The organism is Advenella sp. EE-W14 (assembly GCF_012923605.1).
Taxonomy (GTDB): domain Bacteria; phylum Pseudomonadota; class Gammaproteobacteria; order Burkholderiales; family Burkholderiaceae_B; genus Advenella; species Advenella alkanexedens.
The window spans coordinates 81,088-104,089 of the sequence record NZ_JAAVNG010000011.1; the positions used below are offsets into that span (position 1 = coordinate 81,088).

Below are 23,002 nucleotides of genomic sequence, written 5' to 3' on the forward strand. Positions count from 1 at the left end.
CCAAAGCTGTTTTAATCATTGAGCCATACAGCCCGTTTTATTGCTCACCGGCATACACAAATTTGCCATCTTTGATCGTGCCCATAACAGCAGCACGGGCATCAAAACCCTGATGATCAGCCGGCGTAATATTTAGCACGCCATTGGGAACAATCAGGTCTTTGGTGTTTTCAATTTCATCACGCAGGGCATTCCTGAATTCGACCGTTCCCGGCTTGATACCCTTTTTAATCACCCGTGACACGGCTTTGTCAGCCACAATCCAGGCACCCCAGGCATCACCGGCAAACTGGGTAGCCGTATTCGGGCCATATTTGTCTTCATAGCGTTCGGTAAAGTCCATGGCGACCGCTTTAACCGGATTACTGTCTGGCAAGCCACGGGCCACCACACCGGGACCGGTTGGAAAAAGCGTTCCCTCTACAGATTTACCACCCACCTGCAAAAACTCAAGCGTGCCGATACCATGGGTTTGGTAAATCGGATTCTTGTAACCACGGTCCTTCAGGGTTTTTTCAGGCAATACGGCCGGTGTGCCGGCACCCGCCACCAAAATGGCATCGGGTTTGGCTGAAATCAATTTCAGTGCCTGACCGACAACTGATGAGTCGGTACGCTGAAAAGACTCACGGGCAACCACTTCAAGCCTGCCATCCAGGCGCGAGGTGAACTCTTTCCACCAGTTTTCTCCATAGGAGTCGGCAAATCCGATAAAACCAATGGTTTTATGTCCTTTTTTGACCATTTCATCAATCAGGACATCAGCCATCAATCCGTCATTCTGGGGCATTTTAAAAACCCAGCGACGACCTGGATCATCAGCCGGCTCGACAATAGAACTGGAGGCGGCCAATGCAATCAAAGGGGTTTGGGTTTCTTTCAGGACATCCAGTAAAGCCAAAGTAGCCGCCGTTGTATTGGGGCCGATAATAATATCCACTTTATCTTCCGAAGTCAGCTTGCGTACGTTTCTGACTGCCTTGCTTACATCGGTACCATCATCAAGAATAATATATTTGGCCTTTTCTCCACCCAGTGTCTCTGGCCATAAACTCATGGCATTTTGAGACTGTATGCCAATGGCGGCAGCAGGGCCGGTAGCCGATACGTTCACACCCACCACGACATCAGCCTGACTGACCGATGTAAAGGCAAATGCAGCCATGATTCCAGAGAACAGAATTTTCTTTTTCATTGCAAATATTATCCTAAGTTTTACAAATTGCTTGAGTGCGGGGCTTTCACACCCCTGCTTTACGATTCACGACAGGCACGAGTTTGTACCGAAGCCTGCATCGCATTATCAGCCGCCACGACACCGGGATTGATTTTCCGGGCAATTTCATTGGCCAGCAAACGAATGGCCTGCTGTTGCCCATCCACGACGGAAGCTGCATCTTTTTGCGTAACCGGAACACTGATCCGTGTTTGGCAAATCCATGAGGCACGGGTGCCAGATGGTGGCTTAAGCGTCCATACTACATCAAGAAGTGCACTATGGCCGGGCATCAGCTCAAATTGCTGCACATTGCTCTGAACCGTCCAGACCGGCAACGACCCTGGCACAACCGGCAGGTTCTGCACATTAATGGCCCCCAGCTGACCAGCCAGGTAAAATGACAGGGTCTGGCCAATTTCATCTGCGACAGATCCGGCCCAACGATCCGCATTCAGCGCATACATAAGCTGTGGCTCGGCCGGATCACGCACCATCAGCTGTGGCCTGTCAACGGACTCGGGAATCTGCGGCAAAGCAATTTGCAGCCCTATGGGCGCATCGCCCGTAACAGTGGAAGACTGCAGCTGGGGTTGCAGTGAATAATACCTGACAGGCGGGGCTGAGGCGCATCCCACTGCTAAGCCAATCATGTTGGCAAGGCACAAGGCATAAGCCACTCTTTTCAAAATGCCAGATTGTTGGTGTATCAGTTTCATGATGCGCTATTCCATAAACGGTACTTTATCTTTCTGCCTGCCCCTGATGACCGAAGAAGGCTCTGCCTGTAAAAAGTCACTGATGGCACGGAATGAACGCATGGTACGGGTCAGCTCTCTGAGCATGGTACGTACCTCGGACATTAAAGCACCATCCGGCCGTATAGTGTCATCCAGGCTGTTGACCAGTTTATCAGTCCCGTTCAGTGAACGGGTTGCCTGACGCAAGGCTTTATTCATTTCAGGCATGGTTTTGCTATCCAGGTTGGATACCAGTTTTGCCACCCCTTGCAAGGCGCTGTCCAGTGATTGGCCGATTGAATCCAGAGGTAGATCCTTAAGTTTACGGATAATCTGATTCAGGTTGTCCTGAATTTCGTCAAAACTGCCCCCCACTGTGGGAATGATGAATGGGTCTTGCGACAAATCCGGTGCAGGCAAAGGCGGTTCATCAGGAAAGTAATCAAGCCCGACATACAGTTGCCCGGTAAAAAGATTGGCAAAACGCAATTGCCCCCTTAATCCACTGGCAAAAAAGGCTTTTATTTCATTAATGCCAATTTCTTTTGCTTTACTGTCAGGCTTTTTATTACTGTTTAGCACAACACTTAAGCGGTTTTCATAAACAATGGCATCCACCACCGCAAAGCTTTCATGGTTTTTCGCATCATACTCAAGGCTAATGGCACGCACCTCACCCAAATTAATCCCTTTAAAATCAAGGGGAGCACCGGCCTGCAAACCACGTACCGAATTGCTGAACTTCATGCGAACCGGATAAACCTGGCCATGCGGCTCAGCCATGGCCCGCTCCTCGGTCGTTTCCAGGATAAAAACAGAATTCGCCTCAGCCAGCCTGATATTCTGCCCCTGCCTGGGGGGGGGATCGGCAAAAGCCACACCCCCTGTCAATAATGAAACCAGGGATTGCGTCCTGAAATTCAAACCATTGGCTCCCAGTGACAGATCCAGGCCACTGGCATTCCAGAAGCGGCTGTTTTCCGTCACGAACTGGTCATAAGGAGAATCAATAAAAACAATGATATCCACAGCTTTGCCATCTTTGGCAAGCTGGTAATTGATGACCTGTCCCACGGGAATGCGTCGATAATATACGGGAGAGCCCAGATCCAGCGATCCCAGATTGCTCGCATTCAACACAAATTTTTTACCTGGACGATTGCTTGAAATCTCGGGAGGATGTTCCAGACCAACAAATTCATCGGTGTAAACAGATATCTTCCCATCATTATCGGGCACATCAACCCCAATATACGAGCCCGACACCAGTGTCCCCAAACCGGATACTCCGCTAATGGTAAGGCGGGGCCTGACCACCCAGAACATGGTTCCTTCCCGCATCAGGAACTCACTTTCCTTGGAAAGACTGACATTAACCTCTACTTCGTTCCTATCCGGTGTCAGGCTGATTTTATTGACATGCCCGATCACCACATCCCTGTAGCGAACCTGTGTTTTTCCAACCTCCAGCCCTTCAGCCGTTTTGAAGATGATGCTGGCTTCCGGCCCCTGATCCATATAGTCCCTGACCAACAGGGACAAGCCAACGATGGCTGCAATAAAGGGAACCAGCCAGATCCATGAAATGTTTTTCCCTTTTTTTTGACTGACTACCGGCTCTTTGACGACAGGCGGTCTGATTCCGTTTTCCGCCGAGGATCTATTATTCACCAGAGACTCATTTGTCTGTGATGAGGGCGATTGTTTGTCTTCAGACTCGGACATTTTTGGTTTTCCGCATAATTAACGCCATGAATAGGCCAGTCTTTGCATACACACTGCTTCATTGGAAAGTGGGTGCTGTCTCTACCGGCTCAAAATCTTCTTTTTCAATTCCGTCATCCACATAGCTCCACCCTTCCCGAATGTCAAAACTATGCGCAGACAGCATCGTGAAAACCACAACCAGGCCGAAGGCAGAAGCACCATGCCCTGGCATGACACTCATGAGACTGCCAAAATTGGCCAGCGCTGCCAGCAATATCACCACAAAGACGTCCAGCATGGACCATTGCCCAATAAACTCAACAATCTGGTAAAGACGAGTGTGCTGTCGCTGAACGGCATAACTGCCTGATTTATCATTGAAGTATAAAACCAGCATAATAACAATTTTACTAATGGGAACCACGATACTGGCCACAAAAACAATTAATGCCAGATCCCATGAGCCCAATTGCCAAAGCTGAAGCACCCCACCCAAAATAGTATGCCCGCTGGCACCCAGAAAGGTGTCAATAAACATGACTGGAAACAGGTTGGCAGGTACATAAAACACAATGGCTGCTGCCAGCAGGGCAAGGGTTCGGGACTTATATTTGGGTTTACGATAATGCACGCTGGCATGACAACGCTTGCAATCTCCGCTTGTGTGGTCGCTCAGTGCCACCTGCGAACAAACCTCACAGGCAAGCACATAATTTCCTGCTTGCGGATTAACCGGCAAATCATTGGCCACACCTTGCTCTTGTGCCAGTTGCCAGATTTTTCGGGAATTGAGTTTATTGAGGAAAGTCAGCAAAAAGGTCAGGACGGCAAATGCCCATAAACCGGTCTCAGGGTCAAGTGACGCCATATTGGCCAGTTTGACAACCGCTACCAGGACACCCAACATGAAAACCGGAATCATGGACCATGGTTTGCACAGCGCTAGCAAACGGGATAAGCTGCGCAAACCAGGCGGGTATTTCTTCCTGTTTAAAAAAAACAGAATCCACGTCAGCTGGCTTAACTGAAGCAGCGGGATCACAAAACCCACCATCAAACACATGCTGGCGACCAATGGAAAACCCTGCCCCCAGGTCACCGTGATTGCTTGAAGAAAGGTGGCACTGCGAGACATGCCGGCTGAGGAAAGCGTGGCAACCGGCATAAGATTGGCAATCAGAAAAACCCATAAGGCCGCAATTGACAAAGCCAGCCAGGCACTAACATTGAGTTTTCCCTTTTGAAGCAAGACAGTACCGCAGCGTACACATGAAGCGCGTTGGCGCTCATGGAGCTGCGGTTTGACATGAAGCTGCCCGCAGTTATGGCATGCCAGCCTGATTGCCACATCCTGCATCAAGAAACAAGCACCTCTTCCTTGTTCGCTTGGTCATCGGTTTTTGAGCCGGGCTCTTCAAAAAACAGGGAGACCTGTTCATCCTTGATGTCAACACGTACCGCCCCCCCATTGGCAAGTTTGCCAAATAGCAACTCATCGGCCAGGGCACGACGAATGACATCCTGGATAAGCCGTTGCATTGGTCTTGCGCCCATGAGCGGATCAAAACCTTTATCGGCCAGATAAGCACGCAGCGCATCGGTAAAGGTGACCTCTACCCGTTTCGCATGCAGCTGTTCCTCAAGCTCGATCAGGAATTTATCCACGACACGCAGAATAATTTCTTTATTCAGTGGTGCAAAAGGAATAATCGCATCGAGACGATTACGGAACTCAGGGGTAAAGACCCGCTTGATTTCAGCCATTTCATCACCTGCCTCACGCGAAACGGCAAACCCGATTGTGGGTTTGTTCAGCATTTCTGCGCCTGCATTGGTGGTCATGATAAGAATGACATTCCTGAAATCGGCCTTGCGACCATTGTTATCGGTCAGTGTGCCGTGGTCCATGACCTGCAACAGGATATTGAAGATATCCGGATGGGCTTTTTCTATTTCATCAAGCAGCAATACGCAATGGGGCTGTTTAGTAATGGCTTCGGTTAAAAGCCCCCCTTGATCAAAACCAACATAACCGGGTGGCGCACCAATAAGGCGGGAAACCGCATGACGCTCCATGTATTCGGACATATCAAAACGAACCAGGTCAATACCCAGAGTAAAGGCCAGCTGTTTGGCGACTTCGGTTTTGCCAACCCCGGTAGGGCCGGAAAACAGGAATGAACCAATGGGTTTATCGGGCTTGCCCAAACCGGAGCGCGACATTTTAATGGCGGCAGCCAAAGCCGTAATGGCTTCGTTTTGCCCAAACACCACGGTTTTCAAATCCCGTTCAAGGGTAGCCAGCTTGTTCCGGTCATCGGTAGAAACACTTTGTGGCGGAATTCGTGCCATTTTTGCAACAATGGCTTCCACCTCTGCTTTGCCAATCACTTTTTTCTGGCGTGATTTGGGTAGCAATCGTTGTGCCGCACCGGCTTCGTCAATCACATCAATGGCCTTGTCGGGCAAGTGCCGGTCATTAATATGACGGGCAGACAGCTCTGCCGCGGCAACCAGTGCGGCAGAAGAATAACGTACCCCGTGATGCTCTTCAAACTTGGACTTCAGACCACGTAAAATCTGGATGGTTTGCTCTACGGTAGGCTCCACGACATCCACTTTCTGGAAACGGCGTGACAGGGCATGGTCTTTTTCAAAAATACCCCGATATTCTTTATAGGTTGTCGCACCCATACAACGCAATTTCCCGGAAGACAAGGCCGGTTTAAGCAGGTTGGAGGCATCCATGGTGCCGCCCGAAGCCGAACCGGCACCAATAAGCGTATGGATTTCGTCAATGAAGAGCACGGCATTTTCGTGCTCTTCAAGTTGCTTGAGTACCGCTTTCAGGCGCTGTTCAAAGTCGCCGCGGTATTTGGTACCCGCCAGCAATGCGCCCATATCCAGCGCATAAACACGGGCAGATGAAAGAATATCCGGCACTTCACTGTTTTCAATTCTTAATGCCAGGCCTTCGGCAATGGCTGTTTTACCAACACCGGCTTCACCCACCAGCAAGGGATTGTTCTTGCGGCGACGGCATAAAATCTGGATGACCCGTTCAACTTCCTGGTCACGTCCGACAAGCGGATCGATTTTGCCTTCTTGCGCATTGGCATTCAAATCCTGGGCATACAGAGCCAATGGAGATTTATCAAAGTCGCTGGGTTCACGCGAACTTGCCATCGACTCTTCAGGACGTTCTTCCTTGGGTGGCGGCAGTTTGGAAATGCCATGCGAAATATAATTGACCACATCGAGGCGGCTGATATTTTCCTCCTGCAGGAAAAAAACCGCATGGGAATCTTTTTCACTGAAGATAGCCACCAGCACATTGGCACCCGTAGCCGGATTTTTATTGTTTCCGTTGGATGACACATGCATGATAGCGCGCTGGATCACCCGCTGGAAACCCAAGGTCGGCTGGGTGTCCACCTCTTCTTCTCCGGGTACGACTGGCGTATTTTCGTTAACGAATTTACGCAGTTTTCCCCGCAAGGATTCAATATCGGCATCACAAGCCTTAAGCACATCCAGTGCTGCGGCATTGTCCAGCAGGGCAAGCAATAAATGCTCAACCGTAATGAACTCGTGACGTGATGATCTGGCATCAACAAATGCCATATGTAAGCTTACTTCCAGTTCTTGAGAAATCACATCATCCTCCGATACTTCCTTAAACTGCCAAACATTACCAGCTGTAGACCCATTATGTCTCGAGAGGTTCCATTATGCACTGCAAAGGGTGCTGATTGGAACGGGCATACTGGGCCACCATGGCCACTTTGGTTGCCGCAACATCTTTGGGATAAACACCGCAAACCGCTTTTCCTTCATGATGCACTTTCAACATGATCAAAGTAGCATCTTCTTCAGATTTTGCAAAAAATTTTTGTAAAACCACAACGACAAAATCCATTGGCGTGTAATCATCATTAAGCAATAACACCTGATAAAAAGGTGGTGGCGCGAGTTTTGCCTTTTGCTTCTCGGTCACAAGTCCAGATTGTTGCCCCATTATCCACTCTTGAAAAAACATGTATAAATAAATTTACATTGTAAGCATGATTCTGCCTGTTATTTCACTTATATACAAATAACGGACTTAATCGGTAATTTCCACTATTGACGAGCCGGTGCTTTAAACGCATCATTTAGATACACTTTAGCGCAAATGGTTCGCCAACCTGGGTTTAAGTGTACAAAGGATAAGGTTATTCCTTTATTATTAGGACACACCTTTATCCGATTATGTTTCATTTTTATTCAAAGGCAGTGCATATGTCAGAAACAACCGAATCAAACGTTCACGTCGACGGACAAAAACAAACAGGAACCGTCAAGTGGTTCAATGATGCCAAAGGTTTCGGGTTCATTACCCCAGACGGCGGTGGAGAAGATCTCTTTGCCCATTTTTCATCCATTCAAATGAATGGATTTAAAACCCTTAAAGAAGGCCAAAAAGTTTCCTTTGAAATTGCCCAGGGTCCAAAAGGCAAACAGGCATTAAGTATTACTGAAGCCTGACTGGACAAGCATAATGCAACGCATCAAGTTAATGGGGCAGCAATGTCCCATTGGGCCTTTTTTTTTCATCATTCTCGCTCTATGCGTTTTTCTGCTGTGCATGTCATCCAGTCGTGCTGAAAACACAGCACCCCTGAAAACACGCAGCCTTTCCATCAATAACATCAACATTACCGCTGAAATCGCCGATACACACGAAACACGCATGAAAGGCTTGATGTTTCGCCGGCAAATGCCAACCAATCACGGCATGCTGTTTGTCTTCGAAGAAAGCCAGCCTCTGTGCTTCTGGATGCGCAACACCTATATTCCGCTGGCCATTGCTTTTATGGATGAGCAGGGAAGAATCCTGAACTTTCATGAGATGCTGCCACTGCGCGATGACACTTACTGCTCATCAGCCCCGGCAAAGTACGCGCTGGAAATGAACCAGCACTGGTTCAGGGACAACAATGTCAAGGAACAGGATATCATACGGTTCTTGCCCCATTAATACCCCGTTTTTTGCCTAGCATTAAGGACGCCCATGAAAAAGGTTTATGCAGCTATATTGACTGGCATTTTTATCAGTGCCTGCTCCTCCTCCAGCAACCCTTACCCCCTTAAACCGACTGAAATCAACAACAGTTCCGGAAAATTACCGGCCCAGGCAGCACATTGCATTAACAACGCATGGAAAGCCCAGTACCCGGCCACAAAAATCCAAAGACAAACCACTGATTTTTATCTCGTCACGATTCCTGGCCCCGATGCCGATATCGCCCAGGCAATTATAGACACCGGCGTTCTGCTAACGGCAAAGGTCAGGCTCCTTGCCATACCCGGCGCCGACCCACAAATCACGCAAATGGTCAAAGACTGTCTTTGAATATATATAAAAACCCCCAGCCATTATGTTACTTCAATGGCCGGGGGCTCCTGACCGGCCTTTATGGCCGGTTTTTCATCGCTGTGCGGGATTTAGGCCAGGTTGGCTGCCGCGAATTCCCAATTCACAATATTCCAGAATGTTTCCAGATATTTAGGACGTGCATTGCGGTAATCGATGTAGTAGGCATGCTCCCATACGTCACAGGTCAACAAAGGTTTGTCGTTACCGGTCAATGGGGTTGCTGCGTTACTGGTATTAACGATATCCAGTGTACCGTCTTCTTTTTTAACCAGCCATGTCCAGCCTGAACCAAAGTTGCCAGCGGCTGATTTGTTAAAGGCATCTTTAAATGCGGCAACACTGCCCCATTTTGCATTGATGGCTTCCAGCAATGCACCTGTTGGCTCACCACCACCGTTGGGAGACAAGCTGTTCCAGTAGAAGGTGTGATTCCAGACTTGTGCCGCGTTGTTAAATACACCACCTGAAGATTTCTTGATGATTTCTTCCAGGCTTGCGTTTTCAAACTCGGTACCAGCAATTAAATTATTCAGGTTGGTAACGTATGTCTGATGGTGTTTGCCGTAATGAAACTCGAGTGTTTCCTGGGAGATGTGTGGAGCCAGTGCATCTAGTGCGTACGGCAAAGCGGGTAACGTATGTGCCATTTCTTTTCCTTCCTTTTTGTAAAAAACATATGATCTTAAAACAATTCCTGAGGATTGTCTTTAATGACCACAACATTCTGGATACCTTTTTCCAATTCCAGGCGCAACCTCTGGTTGGCACCAAGCTTGGCAGGATCTCTCACTATATTACCAAATTCATCATAGGTAATCGAGAAACCGCGACCCAAAATTGCACGCGGGTTCATATTGCGTAAATTGCTGTCCAGCTTTTCCAGGCTGGCAACGCGTTTACTTATCTGAAACGACCAGAGCTGCTCGAGTCGTTTTGTATATTGATTGACCCTGAGCCTTTCTTTGGCAATATCGGGCTTATTGTATTGCAGGCTGTTGTTCAGTAATGTGACACGGGTTTGCAAGGCATCTTTTTTCCTGCGAAAAGACTTTTCAAGCGACTGTAGCAAATGACTGTTTTTTTGCCCGTATCGAAGCAACAACTGTGCCGGAGAAACCAACCGGGCAGCCGCCTTGTCCATCCTCATACCGGCCATTTCAAGCTGACGCTGCTGTATCCGGTTCAGCACATTAACAGCATGATGAATGCGTCTGGACAGCTCCTGCCCTGAAACACAAGCCAACTCTGCTGCTGCGGTGGGTGTTGGCGCCCGCAAGTCAGCAACAAAATCGGCAACTGTAAAGTCGGTTTCGTGACCGACACCACTGATGACGGGAATGCTGCACCTGGCAACAAGCCGGGCCAGCTGTTCATCGTTAAAGCTCCATAGGTCTTCTATGCTGCCTCCACCACGCACCAGTAAAAGTACGTCCACCTCCTGACGCTGCTCAGCCTGTTCAAGCGCGCTCATCAAAGAGGCCACCGCCTCCTGCCCCTGTACAAGACTGGGATAAATAATGACTGGCACATAAGGGGCCCGACGGGCCAATGCCGTTAGCACATCCCGCAACGCAGCGGCAGACAATGAGGTCACCACCCCAATTGCCCTGGGAAACTGGGGAATGGTTTTTTTGCGGGCGGAATCAAATAAGCCCTCTGACTCCAGCTTTTGCTTGATGCGCAAAAAAGCCTCATGCAAATCACCCTGGCCCGCCCTGCGCATCATTTCCACCTGAAGCTGAAAATCTCCGCGTGGCTCGTATAAAGAAACCCTTGCCCGAACCTCCACCTTGTCTCCACTGCGAGGCATAAAACCGGTTGAGGCGGCCTTACCCCGGAACATGACGCCTTTGACAGCCGCCCGCTCATCTTTTAACGTAAAGTACCAATGCCCGGATGCTGCCTGCACAAAATTGGAGATCTCCCCCCGAATCCACATCAAAGACAATTCCCGCTCAAAAAGCATGCCAACCATGCGATTCAACTGGGAAATACTCAGTATTTCGGAGACGGATTTGTTTAAATTTTCTGAAAAACTCATATTTCTCGCATGGTTCAGATGGAATCTTTCCACAAAATTTGAAAATCAATAACTTAGCCCATTATTCTGCCTTTTAGCACCGACATGTAAAGCAAAATATCACGAAAATGTCATAACTTATTGATATTAAATGGTTTTAAATATTTCAATTAAATTGCACAATGATTAAGCAAAGCCACGCACAACACGTATAAACACGACATTCCTTATGTTATCAACAGAATTATCCACAGATTTTGTGAGTAGTTACAATTGCCTTCCTAAAAAAGGGATTATAAACTGTCAGATTTTCCTGAAAACCAGGTTGGTTTGCCATCGGTTTTTTTTCGATAACCTGCACAACACCTTTATATAAACCAACCTCAGTCAGGCAACCCAGACATGAAAAAATCCAGCACCCGAACATTTAGCCAATACTTGCAGCAACAATGGTCTCAGGGGGGACTTGTATCCACCTTGCTCACCCCTTTTTCCTGGCTGGTATATTTGCTGGTTGCCATAAAGTCCTGTTTATACCGCAATAAGCTGAAAACCGCTTATCGTGCTCCCTGCCCGGTTATCATTGTAGGCAATATTTATGTGGGGGGTACCGGAAAAACGCCACTTGTTATTGCTTTGGTACAGGCATTAAGAAAAAAAGGCTTTACACCCGGTGTCATCAGCCGTGGTTACGGGGTGAATATCGGACCTGAGGCACGCACGGCCTTTGGAGTCAATGCCAACGCCAGCCAAATTGGCGATGAACCCAGTCTGATAGCAAGGCACGCCCCCATCAGCGTTCACCCAAACAGGCAACAGGCCGTTGAGAAACTGCTAGCCACCTGGCCATCAACCAATATCATTATTTCTGATGATGGACTCCAGCACTTGAAACTGCAACGGGATATTGAAATTGTCGTGCAAGACAACCGCCGGACCGGCAATGGCAAACTGTTACCCGCAGGCCCGCTGCGTGAACCCGCATCCCGGCTGAAGGAGGTTGATTTTATTGTCACCAATCTAAAATCCACACCGTTAAGCCATTTCCAGGCTGAGTTCGACCATGAAATTGCCATGATACTGGAACCGGTGTCCTTTATACACCTTGCAACCGGCAAAGTTATTTCCCCTCAGCAGTTTTTCGACGAACACAAAAACCAACGCATGACCGCCATTGCCGGCATCGGCCAGCCCGATCGTTTTTTTGCCACACTGGCACAACTTCAATTACCGGTTTCACAAACCATCCCTTTTCCCGACCATTACACCTACACAGCCGATGATTTCAAGACCATCAACACGGATATCATCCTGATGACCAGCAAGGATGCCAGCAAATGCAATACCTTTTCAGAAGAGCGATTATGGTCTGTGAATGTGGAACCGAATTTTTCGAATACACATTTTTTTGATCTAATTGAAGAAAAAATCCGTCAGTTGCCGTTATACTCTTCGAATTAACCAATAATTCAAGCAATAAAATGAAAACATCTCCATTAGATAAACTGGTTTGTCCCGTTTGCAAGGGGCCTCTCAAGTACGACCCCAAAGCGCAGGAACTCATCTGCGAAAACGATAAACAGGCGTACCCGATTCGTGATGGCATCCCCATTATGTTACCCGGCGAAGCCCGCTCCCTCTCAGAACCCGACCAACCCGCTTCAGCATGAGCCACTTTATCACTGTCATACCCGCCCGGGCAGCCTCTACCCGCCTGCCCGGCAAAATGCTGGCCGATATTGCCGGCAAACCCCTTGTCATCCATACAGCAGAACGGGCCCGGGCCTCCGAGGCCAGCAGGGTCATTATTGCAACCGATGACCGGCAAATTGAAAACTGCGCCCGTCAACATGGCTTTGAAACCCTGCTTACCCGGGAAGACCACCCTTCGGGCACCGACCGGCTGGCAGAAGTGGCCAGTACCCTGGGCTTTGACGATACACAAATTATTGTCAATGTACAGGGTGACGAACCCCTGATTGATCCCGAACTGATCAATCAGACGGCCCATGCCCTGGCCGCTCACCCCGATGCATCCATTGCCACCTGCGCTTACCCCATCAGCAGCAGCGAACAGTTTTTCAATCCAAATGTGGTCAAGGTGGTGTGCGATACCCAGGGTTTTGCCATCTACTTTTCAAGGGCTCCCATTCCCTGGGCCCGGGACGCTTTCAACCGCGACCGCTCACAGTTACCCGCATCTTTTTCCGCATTGCACCATATTGGCATGTATGCCTACCGTTCATTTTTCCTGAAGCAATTTCCATTACTTCCCCAAGGCATGCTTGAAACAACCGAAGCCCTGGAACAGCTCAGGGCGCTTGAGCATGGACACAAAATTTACGTGCTGCAAACACGGCAGGCCCCTTTGGCCGGTGTTGACACCCCGGAAGATCTGGAAAGAGTTAGAAATTTTCTGGAAAACCGGTAACTTTTTGCAATGCATCATATAAAATACTCTCATTTATTTATAAACTGATATATTTTTACCCAGGAGGGATTCATGCGTTTAATACTGTTAGGGCCACCTGGTGCCGGCAAAGGCACTCAAGCCAGCTTTATCACTCAGGAATATTCCATTCCCCAAATTTCCACCGGTGACATGCTGCGTGCCGCGGTCAAGGCCCAAACACCCGTTGGCCTGGAAGCCAAACAAATCATGGATAATGGCGGCCTGGTTTCCGATGACATCATCATCCGGCTGGTCAAAGATCGCCTTCAGTCTCCAGACTGTGAAAAAGGTTATCTGTTTGACGGGTTTCCCCGCACCATTCCTCAGGCCGATGCCCTGAAATCCGCCAATATCAGCCTGGACTACGTGATTGAAATCGATGTCCCCGAAGAAGACATCATCGAGCGCATGAGCGGTCGTCGCATCCACCCGGCCAGTGGTCGTTCATACCATACCAAATTCAACCCACCCAAAGTTGAAGGTAAAGACGACATCACCGGTGAACCCCTGGTTCAGCGTGATGACGACCAAGAGGAAACCGTCAGAAAACGCCTTGAGGTCTATCGAAATCAAACGCGCCCCCTGGTGGACTACTACTCAAGCTGGGCAGCCCAGAATGACCCTAAAGCGCCTAAATACGTCAAAGTATCCGGCCTGGGTAAAGTAGAAGAAATCACAAAACGCATACAAGAAGCATTGTCCAAATAACCAATCAGGAGAAGACATGGATATTCAAGGAAAAATTTTCGTTGTTACCGGTGGGGCCTCTGGCCTGGGTGCCGGCACTGCCAGAATGCTGGTTAAAAATGGCGCCAAGGTTGTCATTGCCGACCTGCAAGACGAAGCAGGTCATCAAATTGCAACTGAACTGAACCAAAAATATGTTCACTGCGATGTCACCAACGAAGCCGATGCACAAGCAGCTATCGATGCAGCTACCGAACTGGGTCCCTTGTTTGGTCTGGTCAACTGTGCTGGCATTGCACCGGCTGCCCGTACCGTTGGCAAACAAGGCCCACATCCTCTTGAATTGTTCCAGAAAGTCGTCTCCATCAACTTGATTGGTTCATTCAATATGCTGCGTCTGGCTGCCGCTGCCATGGAAAAAAACACGCCTGAAGCTACTGGTGAACGGGGTGTAATCATCAACACGGCATCGGTGGCTGCCTACGAAGGCCAAATTGGTCAGGCCGCGTACTCCGCATCCAAAGGGGGTGTGGTGGGCATGACACTGCCCATCGCCCGTGATCTGGCCCGCTCTGGCATTCGTTGCAACACCATTGCTCCTGGCATTTTCGGCACGCCCATGATGTTTGGCATGCCACAGGAAGTCCAGGATTCCCTGGCTGCGAACATTCCATTCCCTTCACGCCTGGGTACTCCCGAAGACTACGCCAAACTGGTGTACAGTATCATTACCAATGAAATGATTAACGGTGAAACCATTCGCCTTGACGGGGCCATTCGCCTGCAGCCCAAATAATCATTTTCAATCCAGTACAATTAGCGCCCATCACCATGTCCCATCATGGGTTTTACGGGCGCTAATTTTTTTAACTTTTCATTTAATTTCATCATGAGCTTACTCCGTTCTGCGGCAACCATCAGCGGCCTTACCCTTTTATCCCGAATTACCGGGCTGGCCAGAGATATCCTGATTGCAAGAACATTTGGAGCAAGTCCCCTGACTGACGCATTCTGGGTGGCCTTCCGTATTCCCAACCTCCTGCGTCGCCTGTTTGCCGAAGGCGCTTTTGCCCAGGCTTTTGTTCCCATCCTTGGTGAAGCACGCAACAATCATTCGGAAGAAAAAGTAAAAACCCTGCTGGATCATGTTGCCTCATTGCTAACCGTTACCCTGATGCTGGTAACCCTGCTGGGCATTATTGCCACACCCTGGATTGTCACGATAATGGCCTCTGGCATGACACGCCCCGAAAACCAGACGGCCTTTGAAGCCGCCACCTGGATGACCCGTGTCATGTTTCCCTATATTTTGTGTATGTCACTGGTGGCCTTTGCTTCGGGCGTACTCAATACCTGGCGCAAGTTTGCCATCCCGGCCTTTACCCCTGTATTGCTGAATATCTCGATGATACTGGGCAGCCTTTTTTTAACCGGTTATTTTTCAACCCCCATCTATGCCCTGGCAGCAGGCGTCATGCTAGGCGGCATTGCCCAACTTACCATACAATGGCTGGCCCTGGCAAAGCTGGGGTTGGTGCCACGCCTGTCACTCAAGGTTGGTCAAGCCTGGCAAGATCCGGTCGTTCGGCGTATCGTCAAACAAATGGGTCCGGCAACCCTGGGGGTGTCCGTGGCGCAAATCTCCATCCTCATCAACACCAACATTGCCACCTGGCTGGCAGCGGGCAGTGTCACATGGCTTTCATTTGCCGACCGCTTAATGGAGTTCCCTACTGCCCTGCTGGGTGTTGCCCTGGGGACCGTATTATTGCCCAGCCTGTCTGCCGCCCATGCCAAAGAAGACACCCGGGCCTACAGCCAGCTCATGGATTGGGGTTTAAAACTGGTTTTCATGCTTGGCATGCCTGCCGCACTGGGCATGGCTTTCCTGGCTGATGGCCTGGTCGCCACCCTGTTCAATTATGGCGCCTTCGGCAGCGATGATGTGTTTTCCACCCGTAGCGCAGTCATGGCCTATGCTGTTGGACTAATTGGCATACTCAGCGTCAAGATTCTGGCCCCCGGCTTTTATGCCAAACAGGATATACGTACACCAGTAAAAATTGCCATATTTGTTTTAATCAGCACCCAAATACTAAATCTTATTTTTGTACCGTTTCTGAGTCATGCCGGGCTTGCCCTGTCCATTGGATTGGGCGCAACCCTTAATGCGCTTTGCCTTTATATTGGCCTGCGCAGAAAAAAAATCTATACCCCCCAGGGCAACTGGCTTACCTTTTTCATTCGCCTGACACCGGCCCTGTTATGCATGACAGGCTGGCTCTTATTCATCCAGCAATATATCAATTGGACAGAAGCCAGTCCAAATACGCTTATCCACGTTATTGGCGGCTTTATTTCTGGTATTATTGGCGAGTCTGCTTTTGTATTTCCCGTTTCAAGACTTATTACTCTTGCACTGGTTCTGATTGGATGCGGTATTATTTATTTTGGTGTACTGCTGGCCTGTGGCTTCAGAAAGCATGATTTCACCCGCCGCAAATAAAATCAAATGTTGTTCCAGGCAAACGCAATAATGGCAGACTTCACGTAAATTCGTGTAATTAAAAAGAAATCTTGCAAAAAGTGAAGTTTATGATAAAATAACGAACTTTGCTGAATTAACTTAATAGAAGAATCTGATCATGGCCAATACTGCCCAAGCTCGTAAACGTGCACGTCAATCTGTAGCACGCAATAAACACAACTCCAGCCTGCGTTCTTTGCTGCGCACAAACATCAAGCACGTTCGCAAAGCCATTGAAGCCGGTGACCAAGCCAAGGCAAATGAAATTTTTGTCAAGGCAACCAGCGTAATCGATCGCGTGGCTGATAAAAACATCATCCACAAAAACAAAGCAGCACGTCAAAAAAGCCGTTTGGCAGCTGCCATCAAAGCAATCGCTTAAGTTTGCTTCACTCTGACAGCTTTTACAAGCTGTCGAGTTTTTCAGCAAAAATAAAAGGACGCTATTGCGTCCTTTTATTTTTTTCGGCCTCTATTTCCTCAATCTTCTTCATTGACGTGGTCAGGTTATTATCGTTTGCAAAATCAACGACAAATTTCCAAGCCTTCGGCTCCAATTCGCGCAAGCGCGTATCTACAATCACACATTTAACCCCATTAAGAACATTTGGCACGACATAAGGCGAATAAGTTAGATGGCTGCCCGCAAACCCGGCAGGACGAAATTGTGACATTACACCAGCTAAACGTTCGGCCCAGTCACTGGGACGAAAACGATGACCTTGCTGTGTTACACCGTGAATAATTAGTTGTTGCACTTAATCAGACTTTACGAGAACCCTGTACTTTTTTAAAAACAAATACAGGAAGATGGACATACTAAACCCAGAATTGTATATGATAAAGAAATATACAAATACAGCTATCGTTCTATTTTAAACCATATTCAATTTTCTTTCTCACTTTGTACCCATGACAAGCTCTCATATTACCGGCCCCATGCGGCACTTTTTGCAATTCCAGGATTTTACATCTGAAGAAATCCTGTACGTTCTCAAACGCGCCCTGCTTATTAAAGAAAAATTCAAGCGCTACGAACCTCATATGCCCCTGCATGACCGAACGCTTGCCATGGTATTTGAAAAAGCCAGCACCCGTACCCGGGTTTCTTTTGAAGCGGGTATGTATCAGCTGGGCGGCTCTGTCATCAACCTCACCTCGGGCGATTCCCAGCTGGGCCGCTCCGAACCGATTGAAGACACCGCCCGCGTCATCTCCCGTATGGTTGATATCGTCATGATCCGCACCTTTGAGCAAACACGGCTTGAACGCTTTGCCGCCCACTCACGGGTTCCGGTCATCAATGGCCTTACCAATGAATTCCATCCCTGCCAAATCCTGGCCGATTTACTTACTTTTTTTGAGCACCGTGGCCCCATCGAAGGCAAGACCGTTGCCTGGATAGGCGATGCCAACAATATGGCCTATACCTGGATCCAGGCCGCCCAAATGCTTAACTTCACCCTACATGTATCCGCCCCCAAAGGCTATCAACTGGATCACAAACGGATTGGCAACATCAGTGAAAATACCCTGAAAGAATTTGATGACCCCATCGAGGCCTGCAAAGGCGCCCATCTTATTACTACTGATGTCTGGACCAGCATGGGCTTTGAAGATGAAAACGAAAAGCGTCGTATTGCCTTTGCCGATTGGTGCGTAGACGAAGATATGATGAAAGTCGCTTCTGAAGATGCCATTTTCATGCACTGCCTGCCCGCCCACCGGGGCGAGGAAGTTACCGCTGAAGTGATTGATGGCCCGCAAAGCGTGGTTTGGGATGAAGCTGAAAACCGTCTGCACGCACAAAAAGCCTTGATGGAGTTCCTGTTACTGGGTAAAGACCCCAAACAATAAGTAAACAACTCGCAAATGGGTTAAAATTTTGCATCTTTATTGGAGCACTAAATAATATGAGTACAATTTTGCAACACCTGCCTGTCGGGCAGCGTGTGGGTATTGCGTTTTCCGGTGGTCTGGATACCAGCGTTGCCGTTCACTGGATGAAAGCAAAAGGTGCATTCCCCTGCGCTTACACCGCCAATCTGGGTCAACCTGACGAAGACAACTACGACGATATTCCCCGCAAGGCAATGGAATATGGCGCCGAAAAAGCCCGTCTGATTGACTGCCGCAAACAGTTGGTTGAGGAAGGCATTGCCGCTATCCAATGCGGTGCTTTCCACATCACGACCGCTGGTGCCACTTACTTCAACACCACCCCTCTGGGTCGTGCCGTTACCGGCACCATGCTGGTGACCGCCATGCGTGAAGACAACGTCAATATCTGGGGCGACGGCAGTACCTATAAAGGCAACGATATCGAGCGTTTCTACCGCTACGGCCTGCTTGCCAATCCAAACCTGCAAATTTACAAACCCTGGCTGGATCAGAACTTCATCGATGAACTGGGCGGACGCAAGGAAATGTCAGAGTACCTGAATGCCAACGGCTTCAGCTACAAAATGAACGTCGAAAAAGCTTACTCCACCGACTCCAATATCCTTGGTGCCACACACGAAGCCAAAGACCTTGAGTTCCTGAACAAAGGCATTCGCATTGTCGAGCCAATCATGGGTGTTGCATTCTGGAAAGATGATGTCAAGGTTGATGCAGAAGAAGTCACCATTCGCTTCGAGGCAGGTCGTCCCGTAGCCATCAATGGCAAAGAATTCGACAATATCGTTGACCTCTTCTATTACGCCAATGAAGTCGGTGGGCGTCACGGTCTGGGCATGTCCGACCAGATTGAAAACCGCATCATCGAAGCAAAAAGCCGCGGCATCTATGAAGCCCCCGGAATGGCCCTGCTGCATATTGCCTATGAACGACTGCTAAGCGGCATTCACAACGAAGGCACCATTGAGCAATACCGTACCAATGGCCGTCGTCTGGGCCGCCTGCTTTATGAAGGCCGCTGGTTCGACACACAATCCATGATGTTGCGTGACACCACCCAACGCTGGGTAGCCAGTGCCATTACCGGTGAAGTCGCCCTTGAACTGCGCCGTGGCAACGACTATTCCCTGTTAGACATGACCAGCCCCAACCTGACTTACCATCCAGAGCGTCTCACCATGGAAAAAGAAGGCGAGGATTCATTCACGCCACTGGACCGGATCGGTCAGTTAACCATGCGCAACATGGATATCCGTGACACCCGTGACAAGCTTCATATTTACAGCAATATTGGTCTGCTCAGCACCAATAAAGAAGGCGAAGTCACCCCCTTCATTGGTCACAACAAAGAAGGCTGATGCCCCATCGGGGATGGCGCTGCCCAGGCATTGCAAGCGCAGCGCTTCCCCGTCAGGTCGGCATTGAAACACTCTTTTCCTGGCGTGACAGCTGTGTCCCAATCCTGGGACCAGGAAAAACAATCGTAATGCGCGTACCTTTGATGGCCGGCTTGCTGACCAGACTCCAGCCGGCTCCATGCGCCCTGGCAATTTCCTGCACTACCTGAAGCCCAAGACCCGAGCCACTGCTTCCCACCCCAGAGGCACGATAAAACGCCTCAAAAACATGTTGTCGATCTTCCGGCTCTATACCGCAACCATCATCTTCAACCGACAGGGAAGGCGGATTCTGACCCACTGTCAGCACAATGTGTTTCGCACCTTTGGCATATTTCAGGGCGTTATCAATCAGGTTGCCCAGCAACTCCTCCAGCAATAAAGGGTCACCATCAATCCAGACGGCGGAAGAAGGCGCCTCCAGCAAGAGATCAATATGTTGCTGGCGGGTTTTGGGGACCCATTCTGAGCCGCTGGTTTGCACCCACTCACACAAATCTATCCGGATAAAGCTGTTTTGCGGCCGTATCCCGGGGTCGGCCCGGGCCAGCACCAACAACTGCTGTCCCAAGTGAATCATCCGGTTACTGATGGATTTAATCCTTTCGGCTCTTTTTCTGACATCGTCGGGCAAAGGCTGCGCCAGCATGAGTTCGGACTCAAGCCGCAAACCCGACAGGGGTGTCCTGAGCTGATGGGCTGCATGACCAATAAAGCGCCTTTGCGCCGCCATCGACTCATCAAGCCTTCTGAACAGTTCATTAATCCGCGACACCAACGGAGCAAGTTCGGTAGGCACATTAGTCATATCAATGGCCTGCAGATCTTCTTCATTGCGCTGTGCGATCTGGGTGGAAATAAGATTCACCGAATGCAGGCCGGAACGAATCCCGTACACCACCAGCCAGGCAAACAAAACAACCAGAATGACCTGACCTGCCAGGATTAACAGCAGGATATCCTGCAAATCCCAGTAGGCCACCGAAAACTCATGGGTAATAAACCAGGTCACGCTAAAATCCAGCAGGAACAAAACCAGCAGAGCAGGCATCAAGCGGATAATCAGATATCGCGAAAGGGAACCTTTTGACAAAATCCGGGTATTCTTTTTCAATATTTTCAGGGAATTGAGATTATGCATGGATAACCTTTCGCAAAACAAAGCACCACAAGCCGGCACCTTGGCTCGCCAGCCGCACCGGGTCAGGCCTCGGCATCAATTTCAAGTAGATAACCAAAACCACGTACCGTCTGGATACTGACCCCCAGCCCTTCAAGCCGCTTGCGTAAACGATACACATACACTTCAACGGCATTTTCGCTGAAATCGGCATCCCAGGCGGACAGGGAATTCACGATCTGACGCTTGGTTACCACCCTGCCCGCCCTGACCATAAGCATCTCCAGCACCGATAACTCGCGAACCGATAAATTCAGGCGCTCGCTCCCGGCCCTGACCTCTCTGCCCACCATATCAAAGGCCAGAGGGCCCACCTCAAGGATCGGACTGGGCTGACCCGACTGCCTGCGGGCAAACACACGAACGCGGGCGGCAAGTTCGGCCAACTCAAAGGGTTTGGTCACATAATCATCCGCCCCGGCATCCAGACCCGCCACACGATCCTCCACCCCATCGCGAGCAGTTAAAATCAGGGTAGGTGCTTGCTGCCCCTGCTTTCTTGACTGTCTCAGGACATCCAGCCCGCTCATGTCCGGCAAATTCAGGTCCAGCACCAGCAAATCATAAGTTTGTGCCGATACCGCCCCCAATGCCTGACTGCCGGTACTGACCCAGTCCACCGCATACCCCTGCGCCCGCAGGAATTCCTGCAAGGCAGAACCCAGGATACTGTCATCTTCAATTACCAATATTCTCATTTTGAGCTATCTTGTTGAATTAATCGCTTTAGAATAATGAATGGTATCTCAATTTAAGCAAAATTTAATCTTCAGGCGGAATATGATGAAACTCTATATGTCCAGCATGGACTCCCCGCTGGGAACAATCATCCTGATGACCGATGACGAAAACAGGCTCAGGGTGCTTGATTTTGCCGATCATGAACAACGGATGCTTGACTTGCTGCATCGGCAATACAAACACACGGAAATCATTCCAGCCAGCACGCCCTGCCCCTATGAAAAGAACTTGCACGATTATTTCAATGGCGACCTCGATGCCCTAAACACCATTCCGGTCGCAACCGGTGGCACCCCATTCCAGCGGGCGGTATGGCAGGCCCTGCAGGAAATCCCCCATAGCCAAACCATGAGTTACGCAGAGCTGGCGGCCAAGGTTGGCAACCCGAATGCATCGCGGGCCATTGGCCTGGCCAACGGTGCCAACCCCATTTCAATTGTTATTCCCTGCCACCGGGTGATTGGCAAAGACGGCAGCATGACCGGCTATGGCGGTGGCCTGGAGCGCAAAATATGGCTGTTGCGCCATGAAGCCCCTTTCTCTGGTATGATGCCCAGCCATCCACCCATGAGTTAACAGGAGCCAACATGAGCAAGATAACGATTTACCATAATCCACGTTGTGGCACTTCACGCAACACGCTGGCACTTATCCGCAATACCGGTATTGAACCTGAGGTGATTGAATACCTCAAGAACACGCCCAGCAAACAGGCACTGGCCGACATTGTCGCAAAATCCACCCATACCGTCAGGGACATCATTCGCGCCAAAGAAGCCATTTATCAGGAACTGGATCTGGCCAACCCCAAATGGACCGACGATGAACTATTGGATTTCATGGTCAAACACCCCATTTTAATCAACCGACCCATTGTGGTGGTTAACAATGAAACCGCCAGGCTGTGCCGCCCCTGTGAGGAAGTGCTTGACATCCTGCCCTTGCCCCAACTGAAGGCATTCAACAAAGAAAATGGCGAAGCGGTTATTGATGAGAACGGCAAGCGCATCGTATAAA

At 49.4% G+C, this 23,002-nt stretch carries 25 protein-coding genes; 14 read left to right on the top strand and 11 right to left on the bottom strand.

Annotated elements, in window-relative coordinates:
- Positions 1 to 37: 37 nt before the first annotated feature.
- Genes HCX92_RS10640 through clpS form a run of 6 tightly spaced genes read right to left on the bottom strand, consistent with a single transcriptional unit; the run spans position 38 to position 7,702 of the window.
- Positions 38 to 1,195 (bottom strand): ABC transporter substrate-binding protein, encoded by a 1,158-nt coding sequence (locus HCX92_RS10640; RefSeq protein ID WP_169294941.1) that lies wholly within the window; start codon positions 1,193 to 1,195, stop codon positions 38 to 40.
- Between the two features lie 59 nt (positions 1,196 to 1,254).
- Positions 1,255 to 1,935: a membrane integrity-associated transporter subunit PqiC gene (locus HCX92_RS10645; protein WP_169294942.1), complete on the bottom strand. Its 681-nt coding sequence runs from the start codon at positions 1,933 to 1,935 to the stop codon at positions 1,255 to 1,257.
- 6 nt (positions 1,936 to 1,941) lie between these two features.
- Positions 1,942 to 3,681, bottom strand: coding sequence for an intermembrane transport protein PqiB (locus tag HCX92_RS10650; protein ID WP_169294943.1), 1,740 nt, complete (start codon positions 3,679 to 3,681; stop codon positions 1,942 to 1,944).
- A gap of 58 nt (positions 3,682 to 3,739) precedes the next feature.
- The gene (locus HCX92_RS10655) at positions 3,740 to 5,020 is read right to left on the bottom strand and encodes a PqiA/YebS family transporter subunit (RefSeq protein WP_246587432.1); all 1,281 of its coding nucleotides are present in this window, start codon (positions 5,018 to 5,020) and stop codon (positions 3,740 to 3,742) included.
- The gene (clpA, locus tag HCX92_RS10660; protein ID WP_169294945.1) at positions 5,020 to 7,320 is read right to left on the bottom strand and encodes an ATP-dependent Clp protease ATP-binding subunit ClpA; all 2,301 of its coding nucleotides are present in this window, start codon (positions 7,318 to 7,320) and stop codon (positions 5,020 to 5,022) included. Before clpA ends, HCX92_RS10655 begins: the two co-directional genes overlap by 1 nt.
- A 52-nt stretch (positions 7,321 to 7,372) precedes the next feature.
- Positions 7,373 to 7,702, bottom strand: coding sequence for an ATP-dependent Clp protease adapter ClpS (clpS, locus tag HCX92_RS10665; RefSeq protein WP_371808415.1), 330 nt, complete (start codon positions 7,700 to 7,702; stop codon positions 7,373 to 7,375).
- Positions 7,703 to 7,944: 242 nt separating this feature from the next.
- On the opposite strand from clpS, the gene HCX92_RS10670 reads away from it, so the two are divergent.
- From HCX92_RS10670 to HCX92_RS10680, 3 genes are read left to right on the top strand one after another with little or no spacing between them, the layout of a single operon-like run.
- Positions 7,945 to 8,190, top strand: coding sequence for a cold-shock protein (locus HCX92_RS10670; RefSeq protein ID WP_169294946.1), 246 nt, complete (start codon positions 7,945 to 7,947; stop codon positions 8,188 to 8,190).
- A 13-nt stretch (positions 8,191 to 8,203) separates the two neighbouring features.
- On the top strand, positions 8,204 to 8,683 hold the full coding sequence (locus HCX92_RS10675) for a DUF192 domain-containing protein (protein WP_169294947.1): 480 nt from the start codon (positions 8,204 to 8,206) through the stop codon (positions 8,681 to 8,683).
- Positions 8,684 to 8,716: 33 nt separating this feature from the next.
- Positions 8,717 to 9,058 carry a hypothetical protein gene (locus HCX92_RS10680; protein WP_169294948.1) on the top strand — a complete coding sequence of 114 codons (342 nt, stop codon included), beginning with the start codon at positions 8,717 to 8,719 and terminating at the stop codon, positions 9,056 to 9,058.
- Between the two features lie 92 nt (positions 9,059 to 9,150).
- Here the strand turns inward: HCX92_RS10680 and sodB are convergent, their stop codons facing one another.
- The gene (sodB, locus tag HCX92_RS10685; RefSeq protein WP_169294949.1) at positions 9,151 to 9,729 is read right to left on the bottom strand and encodes a superoxide dismutase [Fe]; all 579 of its coding nucleotides are present in this window, start codon (positions 9,727 to 9,729) and stop codon (positions 9,151 to 9,153) included.
- Positions 9,730 to 9,764: 35 nt separating this feature from the next.
- Entirely contained in the window at positions 9,765 to 11,123 is a 1,359-nt protein-coding gene (gene xseA, locus HCX92_RS10690) for an exodeoxyribonuclease VII large subunit (protein ID WP_169294950.1), read from the bottom strand.
- 381 nt (positions 11,124 to 11,504) lie between these two features.
- Here xseA and lpxK point away from each other — a divergent pair, with 381 nt between their 5' ends.
- From lpxK to rpsT, 7 genes are all read left to right on the top strand, one after another.
- A complete protein-coding gene (gene lpxK / locus HCX92_RS10695; protein WP_169294951.1) occupies positions 11,505 to 12,563 on the top strand; it encodes a tetraacyldisaccharide 4'-kinase in 1,059 nt (352 codons plus the stop codon).
- Positions 12,564 to 12,583: 20 nt separating this feature from the next.
- On the top strand, positions 12,584 to 12,772 hold the full coding sequence (locus HCX92_RS10700) for a Trm112 family protein (protein ID WP_169294952.1): 189 nt from the start codon (positions 12,584 to 12,586) through the stop codon (positions 12,770 to 12,772).
- Positions 12,769 to 13,533 carry a 3-deoxy-manno-octulosonate cytidylyltransferase gene (kdsB, locus tag HCX92_RS10705; protein WP_169294953.1) on the top strand — a complete coding sequence of 255 codons (765 nt, stop codon included), beginning with the start codon at positions 12,769 to 12,771 and terminating at the stop codon, positions 13,531 to 13,533. The genes HCX92_RS10700 and kdsB overlap by 4 nt, the downstream gene beginning before the upstream one ends.
- 72 nt (positions 13,534 to 13,605) lie before the next feature.
- A complete protein-coding gene (adk, locus tag HCX92_RS10710) occupies positions 13,606 to 14,262 on the top strand; it encodes an adenylate kinase (RefSeq protein ID WP_169294954.1) in 657 nt (218 codons plus the stop codon).
- A 16-nt stretch (positions 14,263 to 14,278) separates the two neighbouring features.
- Entirely contained in the window at positions 14,279 to 15,037 is a 759-nt protein-coding gene (locus HCX92_RS10715; RefSeq protein WP_169294955.1) for a 3-hydroxyacyl-CoA dehydrogenase, read from the top strand.
- 93 nt (positions 15,038 to 15,130) lie between these two features.
- A complete protein-coding gene (gene murJ / locus HCX92_RS10720; RefSeq protein ID WP_169294956.1) occupies positions 15,131 to 16,747 on the top strand; it encodes a murein biosynthesis integral membrane protein MurJ in 1,617 nt (538 codons plus the stop codon).
- 139 nt (positions 16,748 to 16,886) lie between these two features.
- Complete coding sequence (rpsT, locus tag HCX92_RS10725; RefSeq protein ID WP_169294957.1) at positions 16,887 to 17,150, top strand: 30S ribosomal protein S20; 264 nt, start codon at positions 16,887 to 16,889, stop codon at positions 17,148 to 17,150.
- A 61-nt stretch (positions 17,151 to 17,211) separates the two neighbouring features.
- Here rpsT and HCX92_RS10730 read toward each other — a convergent pair whose 3' ends face one another.
- Positions 17,212 to 17,526, bottom strand: a complete 315-nt coding sequence (locus HCX92_RS10730) for a DUF3579 domain-containing protein (RefSeq protein ID WP_169294958.1) — start codon at positions 17,524 to 17,526, stop codon at positions 17,212 to 17,214.
- A gap of 154 nt (positions 17,527 to 17,680) precedes the next feature.
- On the opposite strand from HCX92_RS10730, the gene argF reads away from it, so the two are divergent.
- Positions 17,681 to 18,625 (top strand): ornithine carbamoyltransferase, encoded by a 945-nt coding sequence (gene argF / locus HCX92_RS10735; RefSeq protein ID WP_169294959.1) that lies wholly within the window; start codon positions 17,681 to 17,683, stop codon positions 18,623 to 18,625.
- 56 nt (positions 18,626 to 18,681) lie between these two features.
- Positions 18,682 to 20,025, top strand: a complete 1,344-nt coding sequence (argG, locus tag HCX92_RS10740; protein ID WP_169294960.1) for an argininosuccinate synthase — start codon at positions 18,682 to 18,684, stop codon at positions 20,023 to 20,025.
- A gap of 52 nt (positions 20,026 to 20,077) precedes the next feature.
- Here argG and HCX92_RS10745 read toward each other — a convergent pair whose 3' ends face one another.
- Together HCX92_RS10745 and HCX92_RS10750 are read right to left on the bottom strand one after the other, a co-directional pair.
- Complete coding sequence (locus HCX92_RS10745; protein WP_169294961.1) at positions 20,078 to 21,205, bottom strand: HAMP domain-containing sensor histidine kinase; 1,128 nt, start codon at positions 21,203 to 21,205, stop codon at positions 20,078 to 20,080.
- Positions 21,206 to 21,267: 62 nt separating this feature from the next.
- Positions 21,268 to 21,942: a response regulator transcription factor gene (locus HCX92_RS10750; RefSeq protein WP_169294962.1), complete on the bottom strand. Its 675-nt coding sequence runs from the start codon at positions 21,940 to 21,942 to the stop codon at positions 21,268 to 21,270.
- An 82-nt stretch (positions 21,943 to 22,024) separates the two neighbouring features.
- Here HCX92_RS10750 and ogt point away from each other — a divergent pair, with 82 nt between their 5' ends.
- Together ogt and arsC are read left to right on the top strand one after the other, a co-directional pair.
- On the top strand, positions 22,025 to 22,561 hold the full coding sequence (gene ogt / locus HCX92_RS10755; RefSeq protein WP_169294963.1) for a methylated-DNA--[protein]-cysteine S-methyltransferase: 537 nt from the start codon (positions 22,025 to 22,027) through the stop codon (positions 22,559 to 22,561).
- Positions 22,562 to 22,572: 11 nt separating this feature from the next.
- Positions 22,573 to 23,001, top strand: a complete 429-nt coding sequence (gene arsC, locus HCX92_RS10760; protein WP_169294964.1) for an arsenate reductase (glutaredoxin) — start codon at positions 22,573 to 22,575, stop codon at positions 22,999 to 23,001.
- Position 23,002 lies beyond the last annotated feature (1 nt).

Excerpts from the sequence above, each read along its gene's own strand:
- HCX92_RS10640 (WP_169294941.1), bottom strand. The coding sequence starts at position 1,195 with ATGAAAAAGAAAATTCTGTTCTCTGGAATCATGGCTGCATTTGCCTTT.
- HCX92_RS10645 (WP_169294942.1), bottom strand. The coding sequence starts at position 1,935 with ATGAAACTGATACACCAACAATCTGGCATTTTGAAAAGAGTGGCTTAT.
- HCX92_RS10650 (WP_169294943.1), bottom strand. The coding sequence starts at position 3,681 with ATGTCCGAGTCTGAAGACAAACAATCGCCCTCATCACAGACAAATGAG.
- HCX92_RS10655 (WP_246587432.1), bottom strand. The coding sequence starts at position 5,020 with ATGCAGGATGTGGCAATCAGGCTGGCATGCCATAACTGCGGGCAGCTT.
- clpS (WP_371808415.1), bottom strand. The coding sequence starts at position 7,702 with ATGTTTTTTCAAGAGTGGATAATGGGGCAACAATCTGGACTTGTGACC.
- HCX92_RS10670 (WP_169294946.1), top strand. The coding sequence starts at position 7,945 with ATGTCAGAAACAACCGAATCAAACGTTCACGTCGACGGACAAAAACAA.
- HCX92_RS10675 (WP_169294947.1), top strand. The coding sequence starts at position 8,204 with ATGCAACGCATCAAGTTAATGGGGCAGCAATGTCCCATTGGGCCTTTT.
- HCX92_RS10680 (WP_169294948.1), top strand. The coding sequence starts at position 8,717 with ATGAAAAAGGTTTATGCAGCTATATTGACTGGCATTTTTATCAGTGCC.
- sodB (WP_169294949.1), bottom strand. The coding sequence starts at position 9,729 with ATGGCACATACGTTACCCGCTTTGCCGTACGCACTAGATGCACTGGCT.
- xseA (WP_169294950.1), bottom strand. The coding sequence starts at position 11,123 with ATGAGTTTTTCAGAAAATTTAAACAAATCCGTCTCCGAAATACTGAGT.
- lpxK (WP_169294951.1), top strand. The coding sequence starts at position 11,505 with ATGAAAAAATCCAGCACCCGAACATTTAGCCAATACTTGCAGCAACAA.
- HCX92_RS10700 (WP_169294952.1), top strand. The coding sequence starts at position 12,584 with ATGAAAACATCTCCATTAGATAAACTGGTTTGTCCCGTTTGCAAGGGG.
- kdsB (WP_169294953.1), top strand. The coding sequence starts at position 12,769 with ATGAGCCACTTTATCACTGTCATACCCGCCCGGGCAGCCTCTACCCGC.
- adk (WP_169294954.1), top strand. The coding sequence starts at position 13,606 with ATGCGTTTAATACTGTTAGGGCCACCTGGTGCCGGCAAAGGCACTCAA.
- HCX92_RS10715 (WP_169294955.1), top strand. The coding sequence starts at position 14,279 with ATGGATATTCAAGGAAAAATTTTCGTTGTTACCGGTGGGGCCTCTGGC.
- murJ (WP_169294956.1), top strand. The coding sequence starts at position 15,131 with ATGAGCTTACTCCGTTCTGCGGCAACCATCAGCGGCCTTACCCTTTTA.
- rpsT (WP_169294957.1), top strand. The coding sequence starts at position 16,887 with ATGGCCAATACTGCCCAAGCTCGTAAACGTGCACGTCAATCTGTAGCA.
- argF (WP_169294959.1), top strand. The coding sequence starts at position 17,681 with ATGACAAGCTCTCATATTACCGGCCCCATGCGGCACTTTTTGCAATTC.
- argG (WP_169294960.1), top strand. The coding sequence starts at position 18,682 with ATGAGTACAATTTTGCAACACCTGCCTGTCGGGCAGCGTGTGGGTATT.
- HCX92_RS10745 (WP_169294961.1), bottom strand. The coding sequence starts at position 21,205 with ATGCATAATCTCAATTCCCTGAAAATATTGAAAAAGAATACCCGGATT.
- HCX92_RS10750 (WP_169294962.1), bottom strand. The coding sequence starts at position 21,942 with ATGAGAATATTGGTAATTGAAGATGACAGTATCCTGGGTTCTGCCTTG.
- ogt (WP_169294963.1), top strand. The coding sequence starts at position 22,025 with ATGATGAAACTCTATATGTCCAGCATGGACTCCCCGCTGGGAACAATC.
- arsC (WP_169294964.1), top strand. The coding sequence starts at position 22,573 with ATGAGCAAGATAACGATTTACCATAATCCACGTTGTGGCACTTCACGC.